The sequence below is a fragment of the Enterococcus sp. AZ035 genome, from assembly GCF_050548325.1.
GTDB lineage: Bacteria > Bacillota > Bacilli > Lactobacillales > Enterococcaceae > Enterococcus > Enterococcus faecalis.
Genome location: NZ_CP172958.1, coordinates 820,001 through 837,647 on the forward strand (window position 1 = coordinate 820,001; position 17,647 = coordinate 837,647).

Here is a 17,647-nt window from a genome sequence, read left to right on the forward strand (position 1 = left end):
TGGTAAGGCAGAGGTCTGCAAAACCTTCATCACCGGTTCAAATCCGGTTACCGCCTTCCAAAATATCTTGCCGGCGTGGCGGAATTGGCAGACGCGCTGGACTCAAAATCCAGTTCCTTCACGGGAGTGCCGGTTCGACCCCGGCCGCCGGTATACTAAAGACTGTTAAATCATTGATTTAACAGTCTTTTTTGTTTATTATTTTCTCGAATACATAAAAAAACCATCTCAAAAAAATGAGATGGAAAGTTAAGTGAGAGAGTGATAAGTATAGTGCGAATAAATACAAGGGTTACAGAAGAATGTGGGGGTTCTGCATCATCGTCATTAAATGTTCCTGCAGTAGGAATATGAATTTCTGTCATATTATATTCAATAACTTGAACTGTGATGATTGCAACAGTTCCAATGATTGCTAACATAGTAGTCATACTTTCACTCCTCTCTTAATTTTAAATAAAAGTACTTACTTAACTGATTGACTAGAGACTAAAAAGATACATCAACATGAACGTTGAGCTTTAGCACTATACAACGTAAAGATCACTCTTAGCTATTTTGAGAAAAGCCTTCTCCTCGACCAGTCTTGTTCTACTCATTGGTGTCTCTCGACATTTCTGAGCAATAGCCTATGTTTGTATAGGAGCCTCACCTAACTTATTACAAAGAAATAATAGTCTTTTAAGTAACTCTTTGTCAAGACATAAGCAGAAGTCAAAACAGTTCTATTTACAAATGAATGCGACGAACCATTTCTTCTGTTATTTGTTCTACAATATCAATGGTTGTTTTTGGCGAACGTTGATTTCTGGGGATATCGATTGAGTAAATTTTGGCAATACGACCAGGATTTGCATCCATTAATACAACCCGATCAGAAAGTTGAACTGCTTGTTGAACATCATGCGTGATCATCACAATTGATTTAGTCGCAATTTGATTGTTTAGCCAAATTTCTAATAAATCGTTAGATAATTGGCTGGCTGTAATGATATCTAAAGCTGAAAAAGGTTCGTCTAAGAGCAATAAGCTAGGTTCGATGGCTAAAGCACGAGCAAAGCCTACACGCTGTTTCATTCCACCAGATAACTCTCTAGGATAAGCTTTTTCAAAACCAGTTAAACCAATCATTTCAATGAGATTACTGACTCTTTTATTTATTTGTTCACGGGAAATTTCTTTACGGTTTTCTAAGCCAAAGCTGATATTTTTTTCAACTGTCAACCAAGGAAAAAGGGCAAAATGTTGAAAAACCATGCCGATATTGGCATCAGGCTCATTAATGATTTTATCTTCAAAAGTAATTTCACCTCTAGTTGTACGAAGAAGTCCAGCAATACTTCTGAGCAACGTTGATTTTCCTGTTCCTGATTGTCCGATAATACTTAAAAATTCATTCGTTTTAACTGTTAAATCAATATTTTCAAGGACTTTTAAATGTTCTGAATGTCCTTCAATTTCAAATTCTTTATATACTGATTTTATGCTTAATAATTCTTTATTTTCCATCGTCTTATTAGATAGGTCAAGGGAAATCACCTATCGTTCTCCTCTCTAGTTTATCTTAAAAATTTAGTCGAGTTGAGTCGTCCAGCTATTAATAGTGAAATTTTTGTTTTGCTGCTCGATATAAAGGTTGCCAAACAAAGGCGATACATAAACCAACAACGAAACACATCGCTAAGGTTCCTAAGGCAGATTTATCTTTTACACCATCGTTTGCCGCAATATATTGTCCTAGGCCAGTAACATCTATTGATTTTTTGCCCCATTGAATGCTTTCTGCTGCGATATCAGCGTTCCAAGCAGCACCAGCAGCGTTAATAATTGCTGTAATGAGGTAAGGTAAAATAGAAGGGATCAAAAATTTTGTCCACCATTGCCATTTAGATAATTTAAAAAGTTTGGTCACGTCACGAATATCATCAGGGATGGCTAAGTAGCCAGCAATTACATTAAAGAAAAAATACCATTGGCAACCAACCATGATGAGTGGTAAAATCCACCATTCTAATTTGTTGAAGCCCATACTAATAATCAACACAATGAATGGAGTATAAACATTTGACGGAATGGAGCCTAAAATTTGTCCAATCGGTTGAACGATACTTAAGCGCCGATTATCATTCGCAACCCAGATTGCTAAGGGAGTAAAGATAATGCCAGCAACGACCATAGCCAAGGTAACCCGTAGCGTAGTATAAAGGGTTAATCTAGGAATCATGCTGAAATCTTGATGGGGCAAGAAATGATAGAGCTTAATAGAACAATAAACCCCAATAATGGTTAAGCTGACATACCATAATGTTTTGAAGAAATGGCGTAATTTTGCTAGTAATCGATAGAGATAGTCTAGCTTGAAAAAGTACCAAACTTTTGGTAAATCGTAAATCCAAAAATGACTGAATTTCACAAAAGCTTTTGAAAAGTATTTCGTTAAAGTTGCTTTTTTTAATAAATGATAAATGATGGATTTAGGTGGCGTTGTACTTTCGACATCTGTTTCATATTTAAAATAATAAGTGGCTCGAACTAAAGGTTGAAAAACTAAAAAGTTTAAAATCACCACATTGATTAATAAGGCAAAAACAGCCCATAAACAGGATTTAAAGTCGGCTCGATTTAATGCTACTTGGATATAAGAACCAATTCCTGGTAAATAAAGGTTGGTTTCTTTAGGAAAGGCAACAGAAGCTTGCTCGCTGGCCACCAAGGCAAACCAAGCCGCAGTTTGAGAAATAATAACGTTCCAAAGTAAGCCAGGAATTGAGTAAACAAATTCAAGCCGCCAAAATTTTTCCCAAGCATTGTACTTGAACTGATCGGTCACATTGACTAGATCTGAAGGAATAACTTCCATTATTTGATAAAGAGTCAACATGATGTTCCAAGCTTGACCTGTGAAGATGGCAAAAATAGCAACCGCTTCTGCGCCCATCACATTTCCTGGAAATAAACCAAGTAACCAAGCAGTTGTAAAGGTCAAAAAACCTAGCAATGGAACAGATTCAAGGAAATTAACTAATGGTAAAATGACTCTTCGTGCCGTTTTATATTTTACGGCTAAAATACCAAAAACAAAGGAAAACAGGAAGGACCAAGCCATACCCACAATCATTCGAAACATGGTTCGAATTGAAAAGTAAAAAAGATTTGATGGAGATAAGAAATCATCTGTTTTACTTGGTGTTGCGAGGAATTCTTCTGAGGGAAGGGTGTGGAGAGGGCGATTCATTTTTAGCCAAGAGAAGACGATGATAAAAATGAAAATGCCTAAAATGATGAGCAAGGTAAGATTTCCGATACTTTTAGCAAGTAGGGTATTTTTCTTAGATGATGCAGTGACAGCTTTCAATTTAAAAACCTCCAATTAATCATATTAAAGAGGTCGCCGAATAAAAGAAGAAGATTATAGGGTAATCACAATAATTGAGCTTTGGCTTTCTGAGACGTAAGAAAAAAATTCTAGTTATCTTAGGAAAGCCTTAATTCGACAATCCCTGCTTTACTCGTTACTGTCTCTCGACATTTCCGAGCGATAACCTGTGTTCTTCAGAGTAACCTCACCTAATATGATTCTATTTGATTTACATGCTTATCATACTCGTGACTAAAAATAAAACAATTTCTAGCTGGTTATACCTGAATTACTGTTTGTTGTTATTCTATTCAATGATTCTTAAAAAGATTGCCCACATTCTGTTTTTTTAGGGAGAAATTATCAGATGAGTATGTTATGTAACGCAAGGTGAATAGTATAGGATGTTGTATTTTTAGTTTGTCTCGTTTACTGTTAAAGATGTAAGTAGTAACTATAAGTGAATGGCTAAAAAAATTAAAAGTAATCTAGCACCTAAATTAAACAACAAAGAAATTTGTTCAGAAGAAAGGAAATTATGATGATTATTTGGTTAAACGGTGCGTTTGGAGCCGGAAAAACGACCATTGCACATGAGTTACAACAAAAACTTCCCAATGCAATCATTTATGATCCAGAAATTATTGGTAGTGCATTGATGGAGTTAGTTCCCGAAGAAATGAAAGAAAATGATTTTCAGGAGTATCAGGAATGGCGTTGCTGGAATGCTCATTTATTAAAACGAATGTCCAAAGAGTCTGGACGGCCGATTATTGTTCCAATGACCCTTTATAAAAATGAATATGAAGAAGAGCTGATTGGATATCTGAGACGAGCAGGCATTGACGTTTATCATTTTTTGTTAGCGGTAGAGAAAGAAGAAATTTTACAGAGATTATTGAAAAGAAATGATGGAACTTTTGAATGGGGGAAAAATAAGTTGCCCGAAGTACTTGAAGGTTTTCGTCAGATTCAGTTTACCGAGATTTTTAGAAATCATTCAGCTGACACGACAGAAATTGTAGCAACCATTCTTAATAGAATAACCGAATAAAAATAAAATAAGGGACCTAAGCCGAAATGACTTAGGTCTCTTATTTTCTACTTCTTAAGATAATCAACTACCAGCTACCCTGATTTCTTCAAACTTTAAGACCGCACATTTACGACAATCTATTTTTACACTGTCAAAATTTTCTTTCAAGTCTTGCATTTTGTTATTTTTAGCAGTATATTTTAGGTGTACCTAAAATATATTAGAGGTTAACCTTCTAACAGGAAGGGCCTTTTAAAATTATTGCAAAACGAAAGAAGGAATTGAATTGAAAAATTCAGAAGAACATGAACCAAAGCAAAGACATCATTTGATTGAATATGCAAATGGTCCTTCGCTTGAAGAAATTAATGGCACCATCGACGTGCCTAAAAATATGAGTTTTTGGAAAACGTTATTTGCTTACTCAGGTCCAGGAGCATTGGTAGCAGTGGGGTATATGGATCCAGGAAACTGGTCTACTTCAATTACTGGGGGACAAAATTTTCAATATTTATTGATGTCGATTATTTTAATTTCCAGTTTGATTGCAATGTTGCTCCAATATATGGCTGCTAAATTAGGCATTGTTTCACAGATGGATTTAGCACAAGCGATTCGTGCTAGAACTAGTAAGACGTTAGGTATTGTATTATGGATTTTAACAGAGTTAGCAATTATGGCTACAGATATCGCTGAAGTTATCGGGGGCGCAATTGCCTTATATTTATTATTTCATATTCCTTTAGGTCTGGCTGTCTTCATTACGGTATTTGATGTTTTACTTTTGTTGTTATTGACAAAAATTGGTTTTAGAAAAATTGAAGCTATTGTTGTTGCTTTAATTGTTGTTATTTTTGTGATTTTTGCTTATCAAGTGGCATTGTCAAATCCAGTATGGGGAGATGTAATTAAAGGGCTGGTTCCTAGCGCAGAAGCTTTTTCTACATCACATGCGGTGAATGGGCAAACGCCACTGACAGGTGCATTGGGGATTATTGGTGCAACAGTGATGCCTCATAATTTGTATTTACATTCTTCTGTTGTGCAAAGTCGTAAAATTGATCGTAAAGATAAAACCGATATTCAACGCGCTTTACGCTTTTCAACTTGGGATTCTAATATTCAATTAACGATGGCATTTTTTGTTAACTCTTTATTATTGATTATGGGTGTGGCCGTTTTTAAATCCGGCAGTGTCAAAGATCCTTCATTCTTTGGTTTGTTTGATGCTTTATCAAATCCAGCGGTTATGAGTAATTCTATTTTAGCGCATATTGCAGGTTCTGGAATTTTATCAATTTTATTTGCGGTAGCCTTATTGGCATCAGGACAAAATTCAACAATTACAGGAACGTTAACTGGTCAAATCATTATGGAAGGGTTTATTCATATGCGCGTACCAATTTGGTTACGTCGGATGGTCACACGTTTGTTATCTGTTATTCCTGTCTTAATCTGTGTTTTAATGACCAGCGGAAAAAGTACAGTGGAGGAGCATATTGCGATTAATAATTTAATGAACAATTCACAAGTTTTTCTAGCATTTGCTTTGCCATTTTCGATGTTGCCTTTACTGATGTTTACAGATAGCCGTGTTGAAATGGGTGAACATTTTAAAAACTCGTGGTTAATTAAATTGTTAGGCTGGGTTTCTGTCATTGGCTTAATTTACCTCAATATGAAAGGTTTACCTGATCAAATTGAAGGATTCTTCGGTGATAATCCGACAGCGAGTCAAATTACGTTAGCCGATAATATTGCCTATGTCATCATAGCACTCGTCATCCTCTTGTTAGTTTGGACGGTTGTGGAATTATATAAAGGCGATAAACGATATGCACAGCAGCTTGCAGCTATGGAGCAACAAGTAGAGGAGGTTAAATAATGAAATTTTCAAAAATTATGGTTGGTGTTGAAGAGTCGCCAGATGCGTTAAAAGCATTTCATTATGCTATCCAAAAAGCAAAAGAAGAACAAGCTGAATTGGTTATTGTTTCGATTTTAGAAGAGAAAGAGATTAATGTTTACCAATCGTTAGATAAAAATTATTGGCAAGAACAGTTGGCGAAATTAGAGAAACAAACGGAAAAATATCAACAAGAAGCGTTAGCGAATGGCATCGATAAAGTAAGTGTAATTGTCAATGAAGGGAACCCAGGAGAATTAATTATTAATAAGCTTATTCCTTTGAATAAACCAGATTTGTTAATTATTGGCTCCAAGTCAACTAGCAAATTAAAAAGCTTTTTTGGTAGCCAAGCAGCTTATATGGCTCGATATGCACCAATTTCTGTAATGATTATTCGCTAACAAAATTGAAACAGTTAAAAAAGCCGCCACGATTTACTATTCGTGGTGGCCTTTTTATAGTAATTTTTGTTTATATAAATAAACAGCCAAACTTAGTTGTAGCGAACTATCAGGAAATTCTAAAGTTAAGTGAAGAATCTCTTCTATTTTTTTTAAGCGGTAAATAATTGTATTACGATGTACATACATATTTGTGGCAGTCAACGAAATATTTTTATTCGATTGAAAGTAGGTGTTGATGGTTTCTAGTAGGGAACTTTCATGTTTTTGATCTTCTTTTTCTAATGGTTCAATCAATCGTTGATATATTTTTTGTTTGGCTTGTTTGGTCAGGGTTTCGATCATTAAACGATAAAAAAAGAGGTCGTCATAATTCAAAATAGTTCGTTGTTGTAATTCTTGACTTGCTTGTGCTAAGTGGAATGTTTCTTGTGCTAATTTATAAGAATCACACAGATTGGTGATTTTTTTGACAGTTGGCCCAATCGCTAATTTAAATGATAATTTTGGATTCAGTTTCATTAGTTGCTCTAGTAAATTCTTGGCAAGATGAGTGGTTTGTGCAAGGTAGGTGGCTTCCTCTTGCGCTGGATTTTCTAGTAATAAAATAAAGCCAGTTTGTGTAGGAAAGGCAGTAATTTTTTGTCGATATCCTTCTAAAATATGATTCAATTGATGGCCAATGCTATTCATTTGAATAGTCGGATTAAACAGTTGTTCCAATTGTTCAATGGCTACAAGCAAGAGACTAAATGTATCTTTTTCATTTAATTGCAGATAATTACTAAATTCTTGCCAAGCTTGAGGATTGGTATTTTTTTCTTGGATAAGGTCTTGAAACAGCGCCCCGATCTTTTGCCTCGTTGTTAAATTTTCCGAAGATTCTAATTGAAGTTGTGGTAAAAGGTAGTGAGCACAGACCTCCACAGATAATAAATCAATCGTCTGTAATTTTTTGGTAGTTTGCCAAATCACTAAGTAAGATAAGCTGAGATTTTTCTTTTTGATGGGTAAAATTCGCAAAGATAACTGATGGTTCGCTAAGGAAAATTCAACAGTCAATGGTTCTTTATAAAATAATAGGAGCTCATTGTTCTGGGCTTTTAAAGCTGTCTCAAACTGTTTTTTGAGAGTCGCGTTATTTAAAATACTGGTGATTCTTGTTGGCGCATCAGGTAAATCAAAATGATTCATAATCTGAAAACGCTCGTCTAAAAGCATTACAGGCGCTTGAATCGCGGCACTTAATACTTCCAGTAATTGGGTACTTTTTCCGCCAGCTTTGATAATTGTATAAAATTTATTATGCATATGAACAGAATGTTGGCTAATCGTTTCGTCAGGTTGATTGACTCGGCGATTGACCAATGAAATAATTTGAGAAAAGTTGTAATTATAAGGGATTGAGAGAATTGGTAATCCGACGTCATTCGCTAATTGGATCATCTCTTGTGGAACTTCATTGAAATAACGTTGGACTTTAAAGCCTAGAGCAGCGCAGTTCATATTTGCTAGTTCTTGAATAAGACGTTTTTGCAAGCAAGGCTGATCTTTGAAAATATAGCCGGTAGTTAATAAAATTTCTCCTGGCGTTAACCAGTCAAAAGCATCAGGATTTTCTAAAATATTTGCTTGTAGAATTGGCGCATCTAAATTGGTCTCGTGCGTCAATAAGGTTAAACCAGGTAGTTCTTCTGCATGGAGTAGATCATTGACCGTCATCATTAGCAAGGCCTCCTTTTGTATGAATTATCTAAAAATTAAGTGTATTTATTGTAAGATGTTACAAAACTATTTTAGGGAAAATAAGGTATCCTTATACTAATAGAAAAAAGTTCCAAGTCATCACGTGATTGGTAGTCACAAGTGACCAAATAAGAACAATCAGCGCTTACAACCTATAGAAACGCATCGTTTAAAGATATAGCAATAGTATACTTAATTTTTAATGCTTTTACTATTGTTTCAGCTACTTTAAATTTCTCAAGTATTTCTATAATCTGTAAGTTTTTTGAGACTCTTATCAGATATGCTTCTTTTTCTATATTTTATCAGAAAATTCTGGTAACTTTGAAGGTTATAGTTTGTAAAATGGAGGGATCGGTATGAAGAAATTAAAAATGTTAGGATGCGTCGGGTTGCTTTTAGCTTTAACGGCTTGTCAGGCGGGAACGGGAAACTCGGCTGATAGTAACAAAGCAGCGGAACAAAAAATTGCAATTAGTTCTGAAGCGGCTATTTCGACAATGGAACCACACACAGCGGGGGATACGACCTCGACTTTAGTCATGAATCAAGTTTATGAAGGACTCTATGTTTTAGGTAAAGAAGATGAATTAGAGTTGGGGGTCGCTGCCGAAGAACCAGCGATTTCTGAAGATGAAACCGTTTATACATTTAAGATTAGAGAAGATGCCAAATGGTCGAATGATGATCCAGTAACAGCAAACGACTTTGTTTATGCATGGCAACAAGTTGCTTCCCCTAAATCAGGATCGATTCATCAAGCTTTATTTTTTGATGTCATTAAAAATGCTAAGGAAATTGCTTTAGAAGGCGCAGATGTGAATACTCTTGGGGTTAAGGCGCTAGATGATAAAACGTTAGAAATAACTTTAGAACGGCCCACCCCTTATTTGAAATCATTACTTTCGTTTCCTGTTTTGTTTCCACAAAATGAAAAATATATCAAAGAACAAGGGGATAAATATGCTACTGATGCAGAACATTTGATTTATAATGGTCCTTTTAAATTGAAAGAATGGGATAATGCCTCTTCTGATGACTGGACCTACGAAAAAAATGATACGTATTGGGATGCTGAAAAAGTTAAATTAACAGAAGCGAAAGTTTCAGTAATTAAGAGCCCAACGACAGCGGTGAATTTGTTTGACTCGAATGAATTGGATGTAGTGAATAAGCTAAGTGGTGAATTTATTCCTGGTTATGTTGATAATCCAGCCTTTCTTTCAATTCCTCAATTCGTCACATACTTTTTAAAAATGAACAGCGTTCGTGATGGAAAAGAAAATCCGGCTTTAGCGAACAACAATATTCGTAAAGCGTTGGCACAAGCTTTTGATAAAGAAAGTTTTGTAAAAGAAGTCTTGCAAGATCAATCAACGGCTACAGATCAAGTAATTCCGCCGGGACAAACGATTGCGCCAGATGGAACAGATTTCACAAAACTAGCTGCTAAGAAAAATAACTACTTAACCTACGATACAGCGAAAGCAAAAGAATTCTGGGAAAAAGGGAAAAAAGAAATTGGGCTGGATAAAATCAAATTAGAATTTTTAACAGATGATACAGACAGCGCCAAAAAAGCTGCTGAGTTTTTCCAATTTCAATTGGAAGAAAATCTAGATGGATTAGAAGTGAATGTTACTCAAGTTCCTTTTACTATTCGTGTTGATCGTGATCAAACGAGAGACTATGATTTAGAATTATCTGGTTGGGGAACCGATTATCGTGATCCATTAACAGTTATGCGCATCTTTACTTCGGATAGTACCTTGGGCGGCGTAACGTTCAAGAGTGATACGTATGATCAATTAATTCAAGAAACTAGAACAACACATGCGGCTGATCAAGAGGCTCGTTTAAATGACTTTGCTCAAGCACAAGATATTTTGGTGAATCAGGAAACGGTTTTAGCACCAATCTACAATCGAAGCATTTCTGTATTAGCTAATCAAAAAATCAAGGATCTGTATTGGCATTCATTTGGACCCACGTACAGTTTAAAATGGGCTTATGTTAACTAATTGAATGAAGGTAGGAAGGGGTTTGTCATGCTTTTAAAAAACTGTAAATTAGAAACAGGATTTTCTACTGTGAATCAGCGAATTGTTGCGACAGAAACAGCTAGCTATGATATTCGAATTGAAAACGAGGTCTGTACTGCGGTCGCACCGCAGTTAAGGCCTTTAGAGAACGAAACAGTTATCGATGTGAATCAGCAACTCGTTTTACCTGCGCTAAGAGAAATGCATATTCATATTGATAAAACGTATTTTGGGGGACCTTGGAAGGCATGTCGTCCACTAACGAAAGGAATTTTAACACGTATTGAAGAAGAAACTTGGCTGTTACCTGAACAATTACCAACTAGTTTAGAACGTGCTTGCCAAGTTATTGAGCAGTATATTCAACAAGGCCATTATCATATTCGCAGTCATTGTAATGTAGATCCATCTATTGGAACGAAACATATTGAAATTACTAAAGAAGCATTTAGTCGATATGAACAATACATTACTCATGAAATTGTGGCTTTTCCTCAACACGGATTACTCCGCTCACAAGTCGAACCTTTGATGCGCGAAGCCTTACGCATGGGGGCAACTCATGTCGGCGGCGTTGATCCAGCCCTTGTGGATCGTCATGTGGATCATTCAATCGCAAAAATATTTGAATTAGCTACCACATTTAATAAAAAAATTGATGTTCATTTACACGCCCGTGATACTTTGGGACTTTATGAATTTAATAAATTTGTTGATTATACAGAACAAGCAAAGATGTTTGGCAAAGTCACTTTAAGTCATGCTTTAGCCTTAGGGAGCTTAGAAGAAGCAGCAATTAGAGACATTGCGCAAAAATTCATCGAAACAGGTATTGATTTGACTTCGACTGTACCAATTGGAATGCCCACCATGCCGATTCCAACCTTGGTTGAACAAGGTGTTAAGATCTCCATGGCTCATGACAGTTTGACGGATCATTGGTCGCCTTTTGGCAGTGGCAATACAATAGAAAAATTAAATACAGCCGCTCAAAGATTTAAAATTAGCGATGAGTATCGCTTGAATCGTTTATGGGGCTTAGCGAGTAATTTTGTAACGCCTCTTGATCCTAACGGGCAGCAAGTTTGGCCTAACGTCGGCGATTCTGCAGATTTCCTACTATTTAATGCTGAGAGCACTGCTCACGTGATTGCACGCCAACAGCCAATCCAACAACTGATACTAAAAGGACAACTGGTTGAAGCCGTTCAAAAGGGGGAAAAAGAATGACAGCATCCATTGTTTATTTGAATAATGTTCGTTTAGAAACTGGTTTTGCTAAAGACCACCACGAATTAACGTATACTAAAACCGCACGCTATACTTTAGCGATTCAAGAAGGCAAAATCCAAGCGATTATTCCGCAAAATCAAGTCACTGAAAAGCAACAAGGCACTGATTTAAACGGACAACTGGCTATTCCCGCTTTTCAAGAGAGTCATAATCACTTAGATAAAACCTACCTTTCATTAGGCTGGCGTGCTAGCCAACCTGTTAAAAATTTAAAAGAGCGTTTAGCAGACGAAGCCAGTGAACTTAAATTGTTAGCTCCGTCAACAGAACAACGAGCGACGGCCATGATTGAAAAATTGATTGGGTATGGAGCCTCTTATATTCGGACACATGTCAACATTGATCCTTATGTAGAACTAGAAAACTTCTGGGGCGTCAAAAGAGCCTTAGAAAAATATGCGCATGTGATTGATTATGATATTGTTGTCTTTCCACAGCATGGATTATTAAAAAATCCCCAAACGGTTTTACTCATGAGAGAAGCTCTAAAAAATGGTGGAACAATGGTTGGTGGTTTAGATCCTGCAGGCATTGATTATGCAATTGAAGAATCTTTAGAAACTATTTTCGATCTGGCAGAAGAATTTCAAGTAGGAATCGATATCCACTTGCATGATACGGGGGAAGTGGGCGTTTATACAATTGATAAATTTTTAGACATTTTAGAAGAACGAAAATTTACTCAGCGAACCGCTATCAGTCACGCCTTTGCGCTGCTAGATGTACGACCAGCAGAAAAAGAAAAACTATACCAACGCTTGGCAACGCATCAAACGGCGATTATGTCTACAATTCCCTATGATCCTCGTTATTTATTGCCACCAATTGATGTGTTACGCCAAGCTGGTGTATCGGTTCATTTAGGTAGTGATGGCTTTTTTGACTCTTGGAGTTCTAATGTTTCAGGTGATTTATTTGAAAAATTACGTAATTTTTGTGAAATGACAGGAAAGATTACAGAAGAGCAACTTACTCAAGCTTACGTCCATGGCTGTGGCAAAGTAGCACCTTTTTCATTTGAAGAAGAACGCCTTTGGTTTACAGAAGGCGACGAAGCAAACTTTATTTTTACAGAAGCAGCTTCTACAGCAGAAGTGATTGCTAGAAAACCACAGAAACGCCAGATTATGTTGAAAGGACAATGGGTTTAACTTGCTTTAAAATTAGGTAGAAATAGAATGCTAAAAAGCCAAACAGAGGAAACAAGGTTCAGCTCTGAGCAACGCATAGTGTCAGTCTAGCGGTTACTCGTCACAGTTTAATCCTTATAAAGTGCTTCTGCTCACAACGTGTATCAGCGTTTCAAGTTTGTTTGACTCACTTTAACATAGCACTTTTGCGTATCTTCCTTTATAATAAGACAAAATGAAGGAGATGAACCAAGCATGACTGAACAAACGAGAGAAAACAAAAAAGCAGCCTACGAATTGTGCTTACAACAATTGAGCGGTTTGTTAGAAATAGAAACGGATGCTATTGCAAATTTAGCAAACTCGTCCGCGTTACTTGCACAAACATTACCAGACACCGTTTTTGCTGGGTATTATTTATATAAAGATGAAGAATTAGTTTTGGGGCCTTTTCAAGGGAAAGTCTCTTGTACCAGAATTAAAATGGGCAAAGGTGTCTGTGGTGAGTCCGCGGAAAAACAAGCTACATTGATTGTTGATAACGTGAAGACACACGCCAATTATATTTCTTGTGACTCAGCTGCGATGTCTGAAATCGTTGTACCGATGGTAAAAAATCATCAATTGGTCGGTGTTTTAGATATTGATAGTGGTGTAACAAATAGCTATGATGCGGTTGACCAACTGTATTTGGAAAAATTTGTTACCTTGTTACTAGAAAAATCAGATTTTTAAGCAGACTATTTTTGCTTTCTGACAAATCATGAGAAAATAAAGTATAAAATTTGATCATGAAAGAAGGTGAGTCATTTGTTAGAGCTGTATATAAATTTTAAAGGTGAAGCAAAAGAAGCAATTGCGTTCTATGAAGATGTTTTTGATACAAAATGTCAAAATTTAATGACTTTTGGCGAAGCACCTGAAGATCCTGAGCATCCTATAAACGACGAGATAAAGGATTTAGTGATGAACGCAAGTATCATTATTGAAGGAACCTATGTAATGATTTCAGATGTTCCTGATATGTTTGGTTTTGAAGTTACGGAAGGAAATAACCTTTCGCTCGTGGTTAGCACAGATGATGATGAAAAAATTGATCGCTTATTTAAGCGATTATCTGAAGGTGGCACTGTTACAATGCCGTTTCTGAAACTTTTTGGTCCAAAAAGTATGGTTCCCTAAAAGATCAGTTTGGCATCCATTGGATGTTTAATTATTATGAAGAAGATTAAAAAAATCCCCAATCCGTTATTTTCATTGGATTGGGGATTTTTTATTCATGAAAGAATTGCTTCTTAGCGATTTGATACTGCCGTTGCTTTTCTGTCCAAAATTGCTGATCGTTTTCATCAATTTTGCGAATGACTTTTGCTGGATTACCCCCAACAATCGTGTTGGCAGGAACGTCTTTTGTAACCACAGCACCAGCAGCAACAATAGCATTTTTTCCAATTGTAACGCCAGGTAAAATGGTGGCACTTCCGCCAATCCACACGTTATCTTCAACAATAATTGGCGTACCGAATTCTAATTCTGCAGTTCGAATCGTTGGATCAATTGGATGGCCGGCAGTATAAAAACTAGCACGAGGGCCAACCATGACATTATCACCGAAGATGATTTTGTTTACATCTAAAAAAATGCAATCCATATTTGCATAAAAATTTTCTCCTACCTCAATATGGCGACCGTAATCTACATGGAGGGGTGGGGTGATATATAACTCATTGCCAGTTTTTCCTAATAATTCTTTTTCTAGGGCCACAATTTCTTTCACATTATCGATAGGAAGTTGATTGATTTTTTGAGCTAACACCTTGCCTTTTGTTGATTTGTTTTCGGGTAAAATGGTGGGGGCGTAATATAATTCACCTTTTAACATTTGCATATAATCAAAGTCATTTTGTTTCATGTAAGCGCTCCTTTAGGCTTTTTCTCTATTGTATCAAATCAATACAATAAGTCGAGGAATATGTAAAATAAAAAAGGACAGATAGCAAAATAGCCTTGCTTATCTATCCTTTATCTAAGGTTATCCAATTTTTTTAACTCTCCCGCCAATTTTATCTGCTAATTTTTGTGCTTCTTTTTCAGAGTGGTAAACTAAACAACCTGATTTATCTCGCGTACGTTTACCATCTGCAGTTAAATAGCCATGAAAAAATTTGATTGCATACATAGACATCACCGCCTTTCTAATTGAAAATAGTGTAAATGGAGCGATTAAAAATGTCAAATAATAGAAGTGCTCTTAACCATTCTTATCTTTTTTAGTTCGAAGATAAGCTTGGTTAAGAGCACCATTTCACTTAATAAATTAGTTTGAAACGGGTCGTTGAGTGAAATTCCTGTTCAGGTGAGAGGGTGATAGAACCGAACAACGGAAATCTTTCAGCACCAGGACAGACTTGGGTTTCAAATGTGAGCGCTCCGTGATTGACTAATTTTTGCCCTTGAATATCGGGACCGTTATCAGCAAAATTTGCTGAAAAAATAACAACTGAAGGTTGATCAGTGAACATCTCTAAGGTGATATCTTTAGTAGGACTTTTTAAGATAACATCCGGGTTAATTAAATCATGATTGGTTAAGATGAAAGGGTGATCGAAGCCGTTCATCTTTTGGATTTGTTCATCGTTACTTGAAAAAACCTCAGCTAATTTTTTAGGTTTTTGTAAATCAAAAGCTGTCTGGTCGACGGAAGCTAATTCTCCAAGCGGTAAAACTCTTTCATCAAGCGGGACAAACTTTTGGGCATTTATTTGTAACTCATGCGCATCAATGGGGATTGTAGGATTTCCAGTTAAATTAAAGTAGACATGATTGGTTGGATTAAAAAGTGTTTGTTCATCTGTAGTTGCCTGATACTCAATTTGCCATTCATTTTCTTCAGTCAATGTATACGTGACTGAAACAGTGAGATTTCCAGGAAAACCATTTTCACCAGCAGGACTCTCTAGCCAAAATTTCACAGAAGGATTCGCTTGTGCCTCTTGGATTTCGCTGTGCCATTTTTTACTTTCAAACCCAGGTGTGCCACCGTGAAGTGTTGTTTGAGTAGGAGTATTAATCATCGTTTGATACTTTTTACCCGCTAGTTCAAAGGAGCCATCGGCAATTCGGCCAGCTGTTCGACCAATTGTTGCACCAAAATATAAGTCTTTAGACAAATATTCATCTGCTGAGGGAAAGCCTAGCACGAGTGATCGGGATTCATTTTTTGTAAGAGGAACGTCGAGCGCAACAATTCGCGCACCAAAATCTGTTGCTTTTAAAGTCACACCATTTTTATTCGTCAGTGTGTAAAGAAGCATTCCTTGTCCAAATGATTCAGTTGAAATAGTCAAAATAATCAATCCTTCCTTTAAGTAAATATTTAGTAAATTTAACTTTGTTGTTTAGATTATTTAAATAGTCAAAAAGAAATGCTAAGAAAATAAATCTTTATTTAATTGTATTGTACACGTTTTCAATTGAAATGACAATTAAGAAAATATTAAGTAAACATTTGCAAAAGTTTAGTAAATATTGTACAATTTGTTTACTAGTGAAAGGAGCGATTAGTGATGGAAGAACTGTTAATGAATCGATTTGTAGAAATATTTGGTGAGAAAGGGACAGCCTGTTATTTTGCCCCTGGAAGAATTAATTTGATTGGTGAACATACAGATTACAATGGCGGTCATGTTTTCCCAGCGGCTATTACTTTAGGGACATTTGGTGTGGCAAGAAAAAGAGACGACCAAAAAATTCGGATGTTTTCTGATAATTTTAAAGAGGTTGGTCTCATCGAATTTTCATTAGAAGATTTAACCTATTCAGATTCAGATGATTGGGCAAATTATCCTAAAGGCGTTTTAAATTACTTGATTGAAAGCGGACACAATATTGATTCTGGCTTAGATGTGCTCTTCTACGGTACGATTCCTAATGGTGCTGGCTTGTCTTCTTCTGCTTCTATTGAACTTTTAATGGGAACGATCTGTAATGATTTATATGCTTTACACTGTCCAATGCTTGAATTGGTGCAAATCGGTAAAAAAGTGGAGAATGAATTTATTGGCGTTAATTCAGGAATTATGGACCAATTTGCCGTAGGGATGGGAGAAAAAGATCAAGCTATTCTACTAGATACCAATAATATGCACTATGAAATGGTTCCCGCCAAATTAGGTGAGTATACGATTGTCATTATGAATACTAACAAACGCCGTGAATTAGCAGATTCAAAATATAATGAACGTCGTGCAGAATGCGAAGAAGCCGTTCGTTTGCTTCAAAAAGAGTTATCTATTGAATTTTTAGGTGAATTAGACAGCGAGACATTTGAACAATATCAAGCATTGATTGGAGATCCAGCGTTGATTAAACGAGCGCGTCATGCCGTCACAGAAAATGAACGAACTTTATTGGCAAAACAAGCGCTAACTGAAGGGGATTTGGAAGAATTTGGCTTATTATTAAATGCCTCACATCGTTCGCTAAAAGAAGATTACGAAGTAACTGGCATTGAGTTGGATACCTTAGTGGCTTGTGCGCAAGAACAACCAGGCGTTTTGGGCGCACGGATGACTGGTGCAGGGTTTGGCGGTTGTAGTATTGCTTTGGTACCAAAGCAAAATATAAATGCATTTATTGAAGCTGTTGGCCAGAGTTATCAAGATAAAATTGGCTATGCTGCTGATTTTTATCCTGCATCAATTGATGATGGTGCCAGAAAGTTATTTTAGAA

Annotated in this window: 15 protein-coding genes, 2 tRNA genes, 1 pseudogene and 2 riboswitches (1 of these 20 only partly in view); of the genes and pseudogenes, 11 read left to right on the forward strand and 7 right to left on the reverse strand. The window is 36.3% G+C overall.

Annotation, left to right across the window (positions count from 1 at the left end):
* Positions 1 to 56, forward strand: a tRNA-Cys gene (locus tag IGL32_RS03990) (it extends 15 nt beyond the left edge of the window).
* 13 nt (positions 57 to 69) lie between these two features.
* Positions 70 to 153, forward strand: a tRNA-Leu gene (locus IGL32_RS03995).
* A gap of 17 nt (positions 154 to 170) precedes the next feature.
* On the opposite strand, the gene IGL32_RS04000 is transcribed toward IGL32_RS03995, so the two are convergent.
* From IGL32_RS04000 to IGL32_RS04010, 3 genes are all read right to left on the reverse strand, one after another.
* On the reverse strand, positions 171 to 431 hold the full coding sequence (locus tag IGL32_RS04000) for a hypothetical protein (protein WP_002358168.1): 261 nt from the start codon (positions 429 to 431) through the stop codon (positions 171 to 173).
* A gap of 68 nt (positions 432 to 499) precedes the next feature.
* A riboswitch (M-box (ykoK) riboswitch) is annotated at positions 500 to 667 on the reverse strand.
* A 62-nt stretch (positions 668 to 729) separates the two neighbouring features.
* Positions 730 to 1,509: an ABC transporter ATP-binding protein gene (locus tag IGL32_RS04005; protein WP_002360638.1), complete on the reverse strand. Its 780-nt coding sequence runs from the start codon at positions 1,507 to 1,509 to the stop codon at positions 730 to 732.
* An 88-nt stretch (positions 1,510 to 1,597) separates the two neighbouring features.
* The gene (locus IGL32_RS04010; RefSeq protein WP_002384764.1) at positions 1,598 to 3,370 is read right to left on the reverse strand and encodes an ABC transporter permease subunit; all 1,773 of its coding nucleotides are present in this window, start codon (positions 3,368 to 3,370) and stop codon (positions 1,598 to 1,600) included.
* A gap of 44 nt (positions 3,371 to 3,414) precedes the next feature.
* A riboswitch (M-box (ykoK) riboswitch) is annotated at positions 3,415 to 3,582 on the reverse strand.
* A 314-nt stretch (positions 3,583 to 3,896) separates the two neighbouring features.
* On the opposite strand from IGL32_RS04010, the gene IGL32_RS04015 reads away from it, so the two are divergent.
* The 3 genes from IGL32_RS04015 (at position 3,897) to IGL32_RS04025 (ending at position 6,704) form a co-directional block, all read left to right on the forward strand.
* Positions 3,897 to 4,412 carry an AAA family ATPase gene (locus IGL32_RS04015; protein WP_002384763.1) on the forward strand — a complete coding sequence of 172 codons (516 nt, stop codon included), beginning with the start codon at positions 3,897 to 3,899 and terminating at the stop codon, positions 4,410 to 4,412.
* A gap of 268 nt (positions 4,413 to 4,680) precedes the next feature.
* Positions 4,681 to 6,279: an Nramp family divalent metal transporter gene (locus IGL32_RS04020; protein ID WP_002382010.1), complete on the forward strand. Its 1,599-nt coding sequence runs from the start codon at positions 4,681 to 4,683 to the stop codon at positions 6,277 to 6,279.
* Positions 6,279 to 6,704, forward strand: coding sequence for a universal stress protein (locus tag IGL32_RS04025; protein ID WP_002358161.1), 426 nt, complete (start codon positions 6,279 to 6,281; stop codon positions 6,702 to 6,704). The genes IGL32_RS04020 and IGL32_RS04025 overlap by 1 nt, the downstream gene beginning before the upstream one ends.
* 54 nt (positions 6,705 to 6,758) lie before the next feature.
* Here IGL32_RS04025 and IGL32_RS04030 read toward each other — a convergent pair whose 3' ends face one another.
* Positions 6,759 to 8,429: a PucR family transcriptional regulator gene (locus IGL32_RS04030; protein WP_002358159.1), complete on the reverse strand. Its 1,671-nt coding sequence runs from the start codon at positions 8,427 to 8,429 to the stop codon at positions 6,759 to 6,761.
* Between the two features lie 380 nt (positions 8,430 to 8,809).
* Here IGL32_RS04030 and IGL32_RS04035 point away from each other — a divergent pair, with 380 nt between their 5' ends.
* The 5 genes and pseudogenes from IGL32_RS04035 (at position 8,810) to IGL32_RS04055 (ending at position 14,147) form a co-directional block, all read left to right on the forward strand.
* Complete coding sequence (locus IGL32_RS04035) at positions 8,810 to 10,471, forward strand: peptide ABC transporter substrate-binding protein (RefSeq protein ID WP_002363656.1); 1,662 nt, start codon at positions 8,810 to 8,812, stop codon at positions 10,469 to 10,471.
* Positions 10,472 to 11,722 carry an amidohydrolase family protein gene (locus IGL32_RS04040; protein ID WP_430600092.1) on the forward strand — a complete coding sequence of 417 codons (1,251 nt, stop codon included), beginning with the start codon at positions 10,472 to 10,474 and terminating at the stop codon, positions 11,720 to 11,722.
* Positions 11,719 to 12,936: an amidohydrolase gene (locus IGL32_RS04045; RefSeq protein WP_002379298.1), complete on the forward strand. Its 1,218-nt coding sequence runs from the start codon at positions 11,719 to 11,721 to the stop codon at positions 12,934 to 12,936. The genes IGL32_RS04040 and IGL32_RS04045 overlap by 4 nt, the downstream gene beginning before the upstream one ends.
* Positions 12,937 to 13,170: 234 nt before the next feature.
* On the forward strand, positions 13,171 to 13,650 hold the full coding sequence (locus IGL32_RS04050) for a GAF domain-containing protein (protein ID WP_002360627.1): 480 nt from the start codon (positions 13,171 to 13,173) through the stop codon (positions 13,648 to 13,650).
* Between the two features lie 66 nt (positions 13,651 to 13,716).
* Positions 13,717 to 14,147 (forward strand): annotated as a pseudogene (locus IGL32_RS04055) (VOC family protein).
* Between the two features lie 41 nt (positions 14,148 to 14,188).
* Here the strand turns inward: IGL32_RS04055 and IGL32_RS04060 are convergent.
* The 3 genes from IGL32_RS04060 to galM all read right to left on the reverse strand — a co-directional run bounded on the left by IGL32_RS04060 (position 14,189) and on the right by galM (position 16,229).
* Positions 14,189 to 14,827, reverse strand: coding sequence for a sugar O-acetyltransferase (locus IGL32_RS04060; protein ID WP_002379300.1), 639 nt, complete (start codon positions 14,825 to 14,827; stop codon positions 14,189 to 14,191).
* A gap of 120 nt (positions 14,828 to 14,947) precedes the next feature.
* Positions 14,948 to 15,094, reverse strand: a complete 147-nt coding sequence (locus IGL32_RS04065) for a hypothetical protein (RefSeq protein ID WP_002384758.1) — start codon at positions 15,092 to 15,094, stop codon at positions 14,948 to 14,950.
* Positions 15,095 to 15,224: 130 nt separating this feature from the next.
* A complete protein-coding gene (gene galM / locus IGL32_RS04070; protein WP_002399811.1) occupies positions 15,225 to 16,229 on the reverse strand; it encodes a galactose-1-epimerase in 1,005 nt (334 codons plus the stop codon).
* Between the two features lie 252 nt (positions 16,230 to 16,481).
* Here galM and IGL32_RS04075 point away from each other — a divergent pair, with 252 nt between their 5' ends.
* Complete coding sequence (locus IGL32_RS04075; RefSeq protein WP_156210082.1) at positions 16,482 to 17,645, forward strand: galactokinase; 1,164 nt, start codon at positions 16,482 to 16,484, stop codon at positions 17,643 to 17,645.
* Positions 17,646 to 17,647 lie beyond the last annotated feature (2 nt).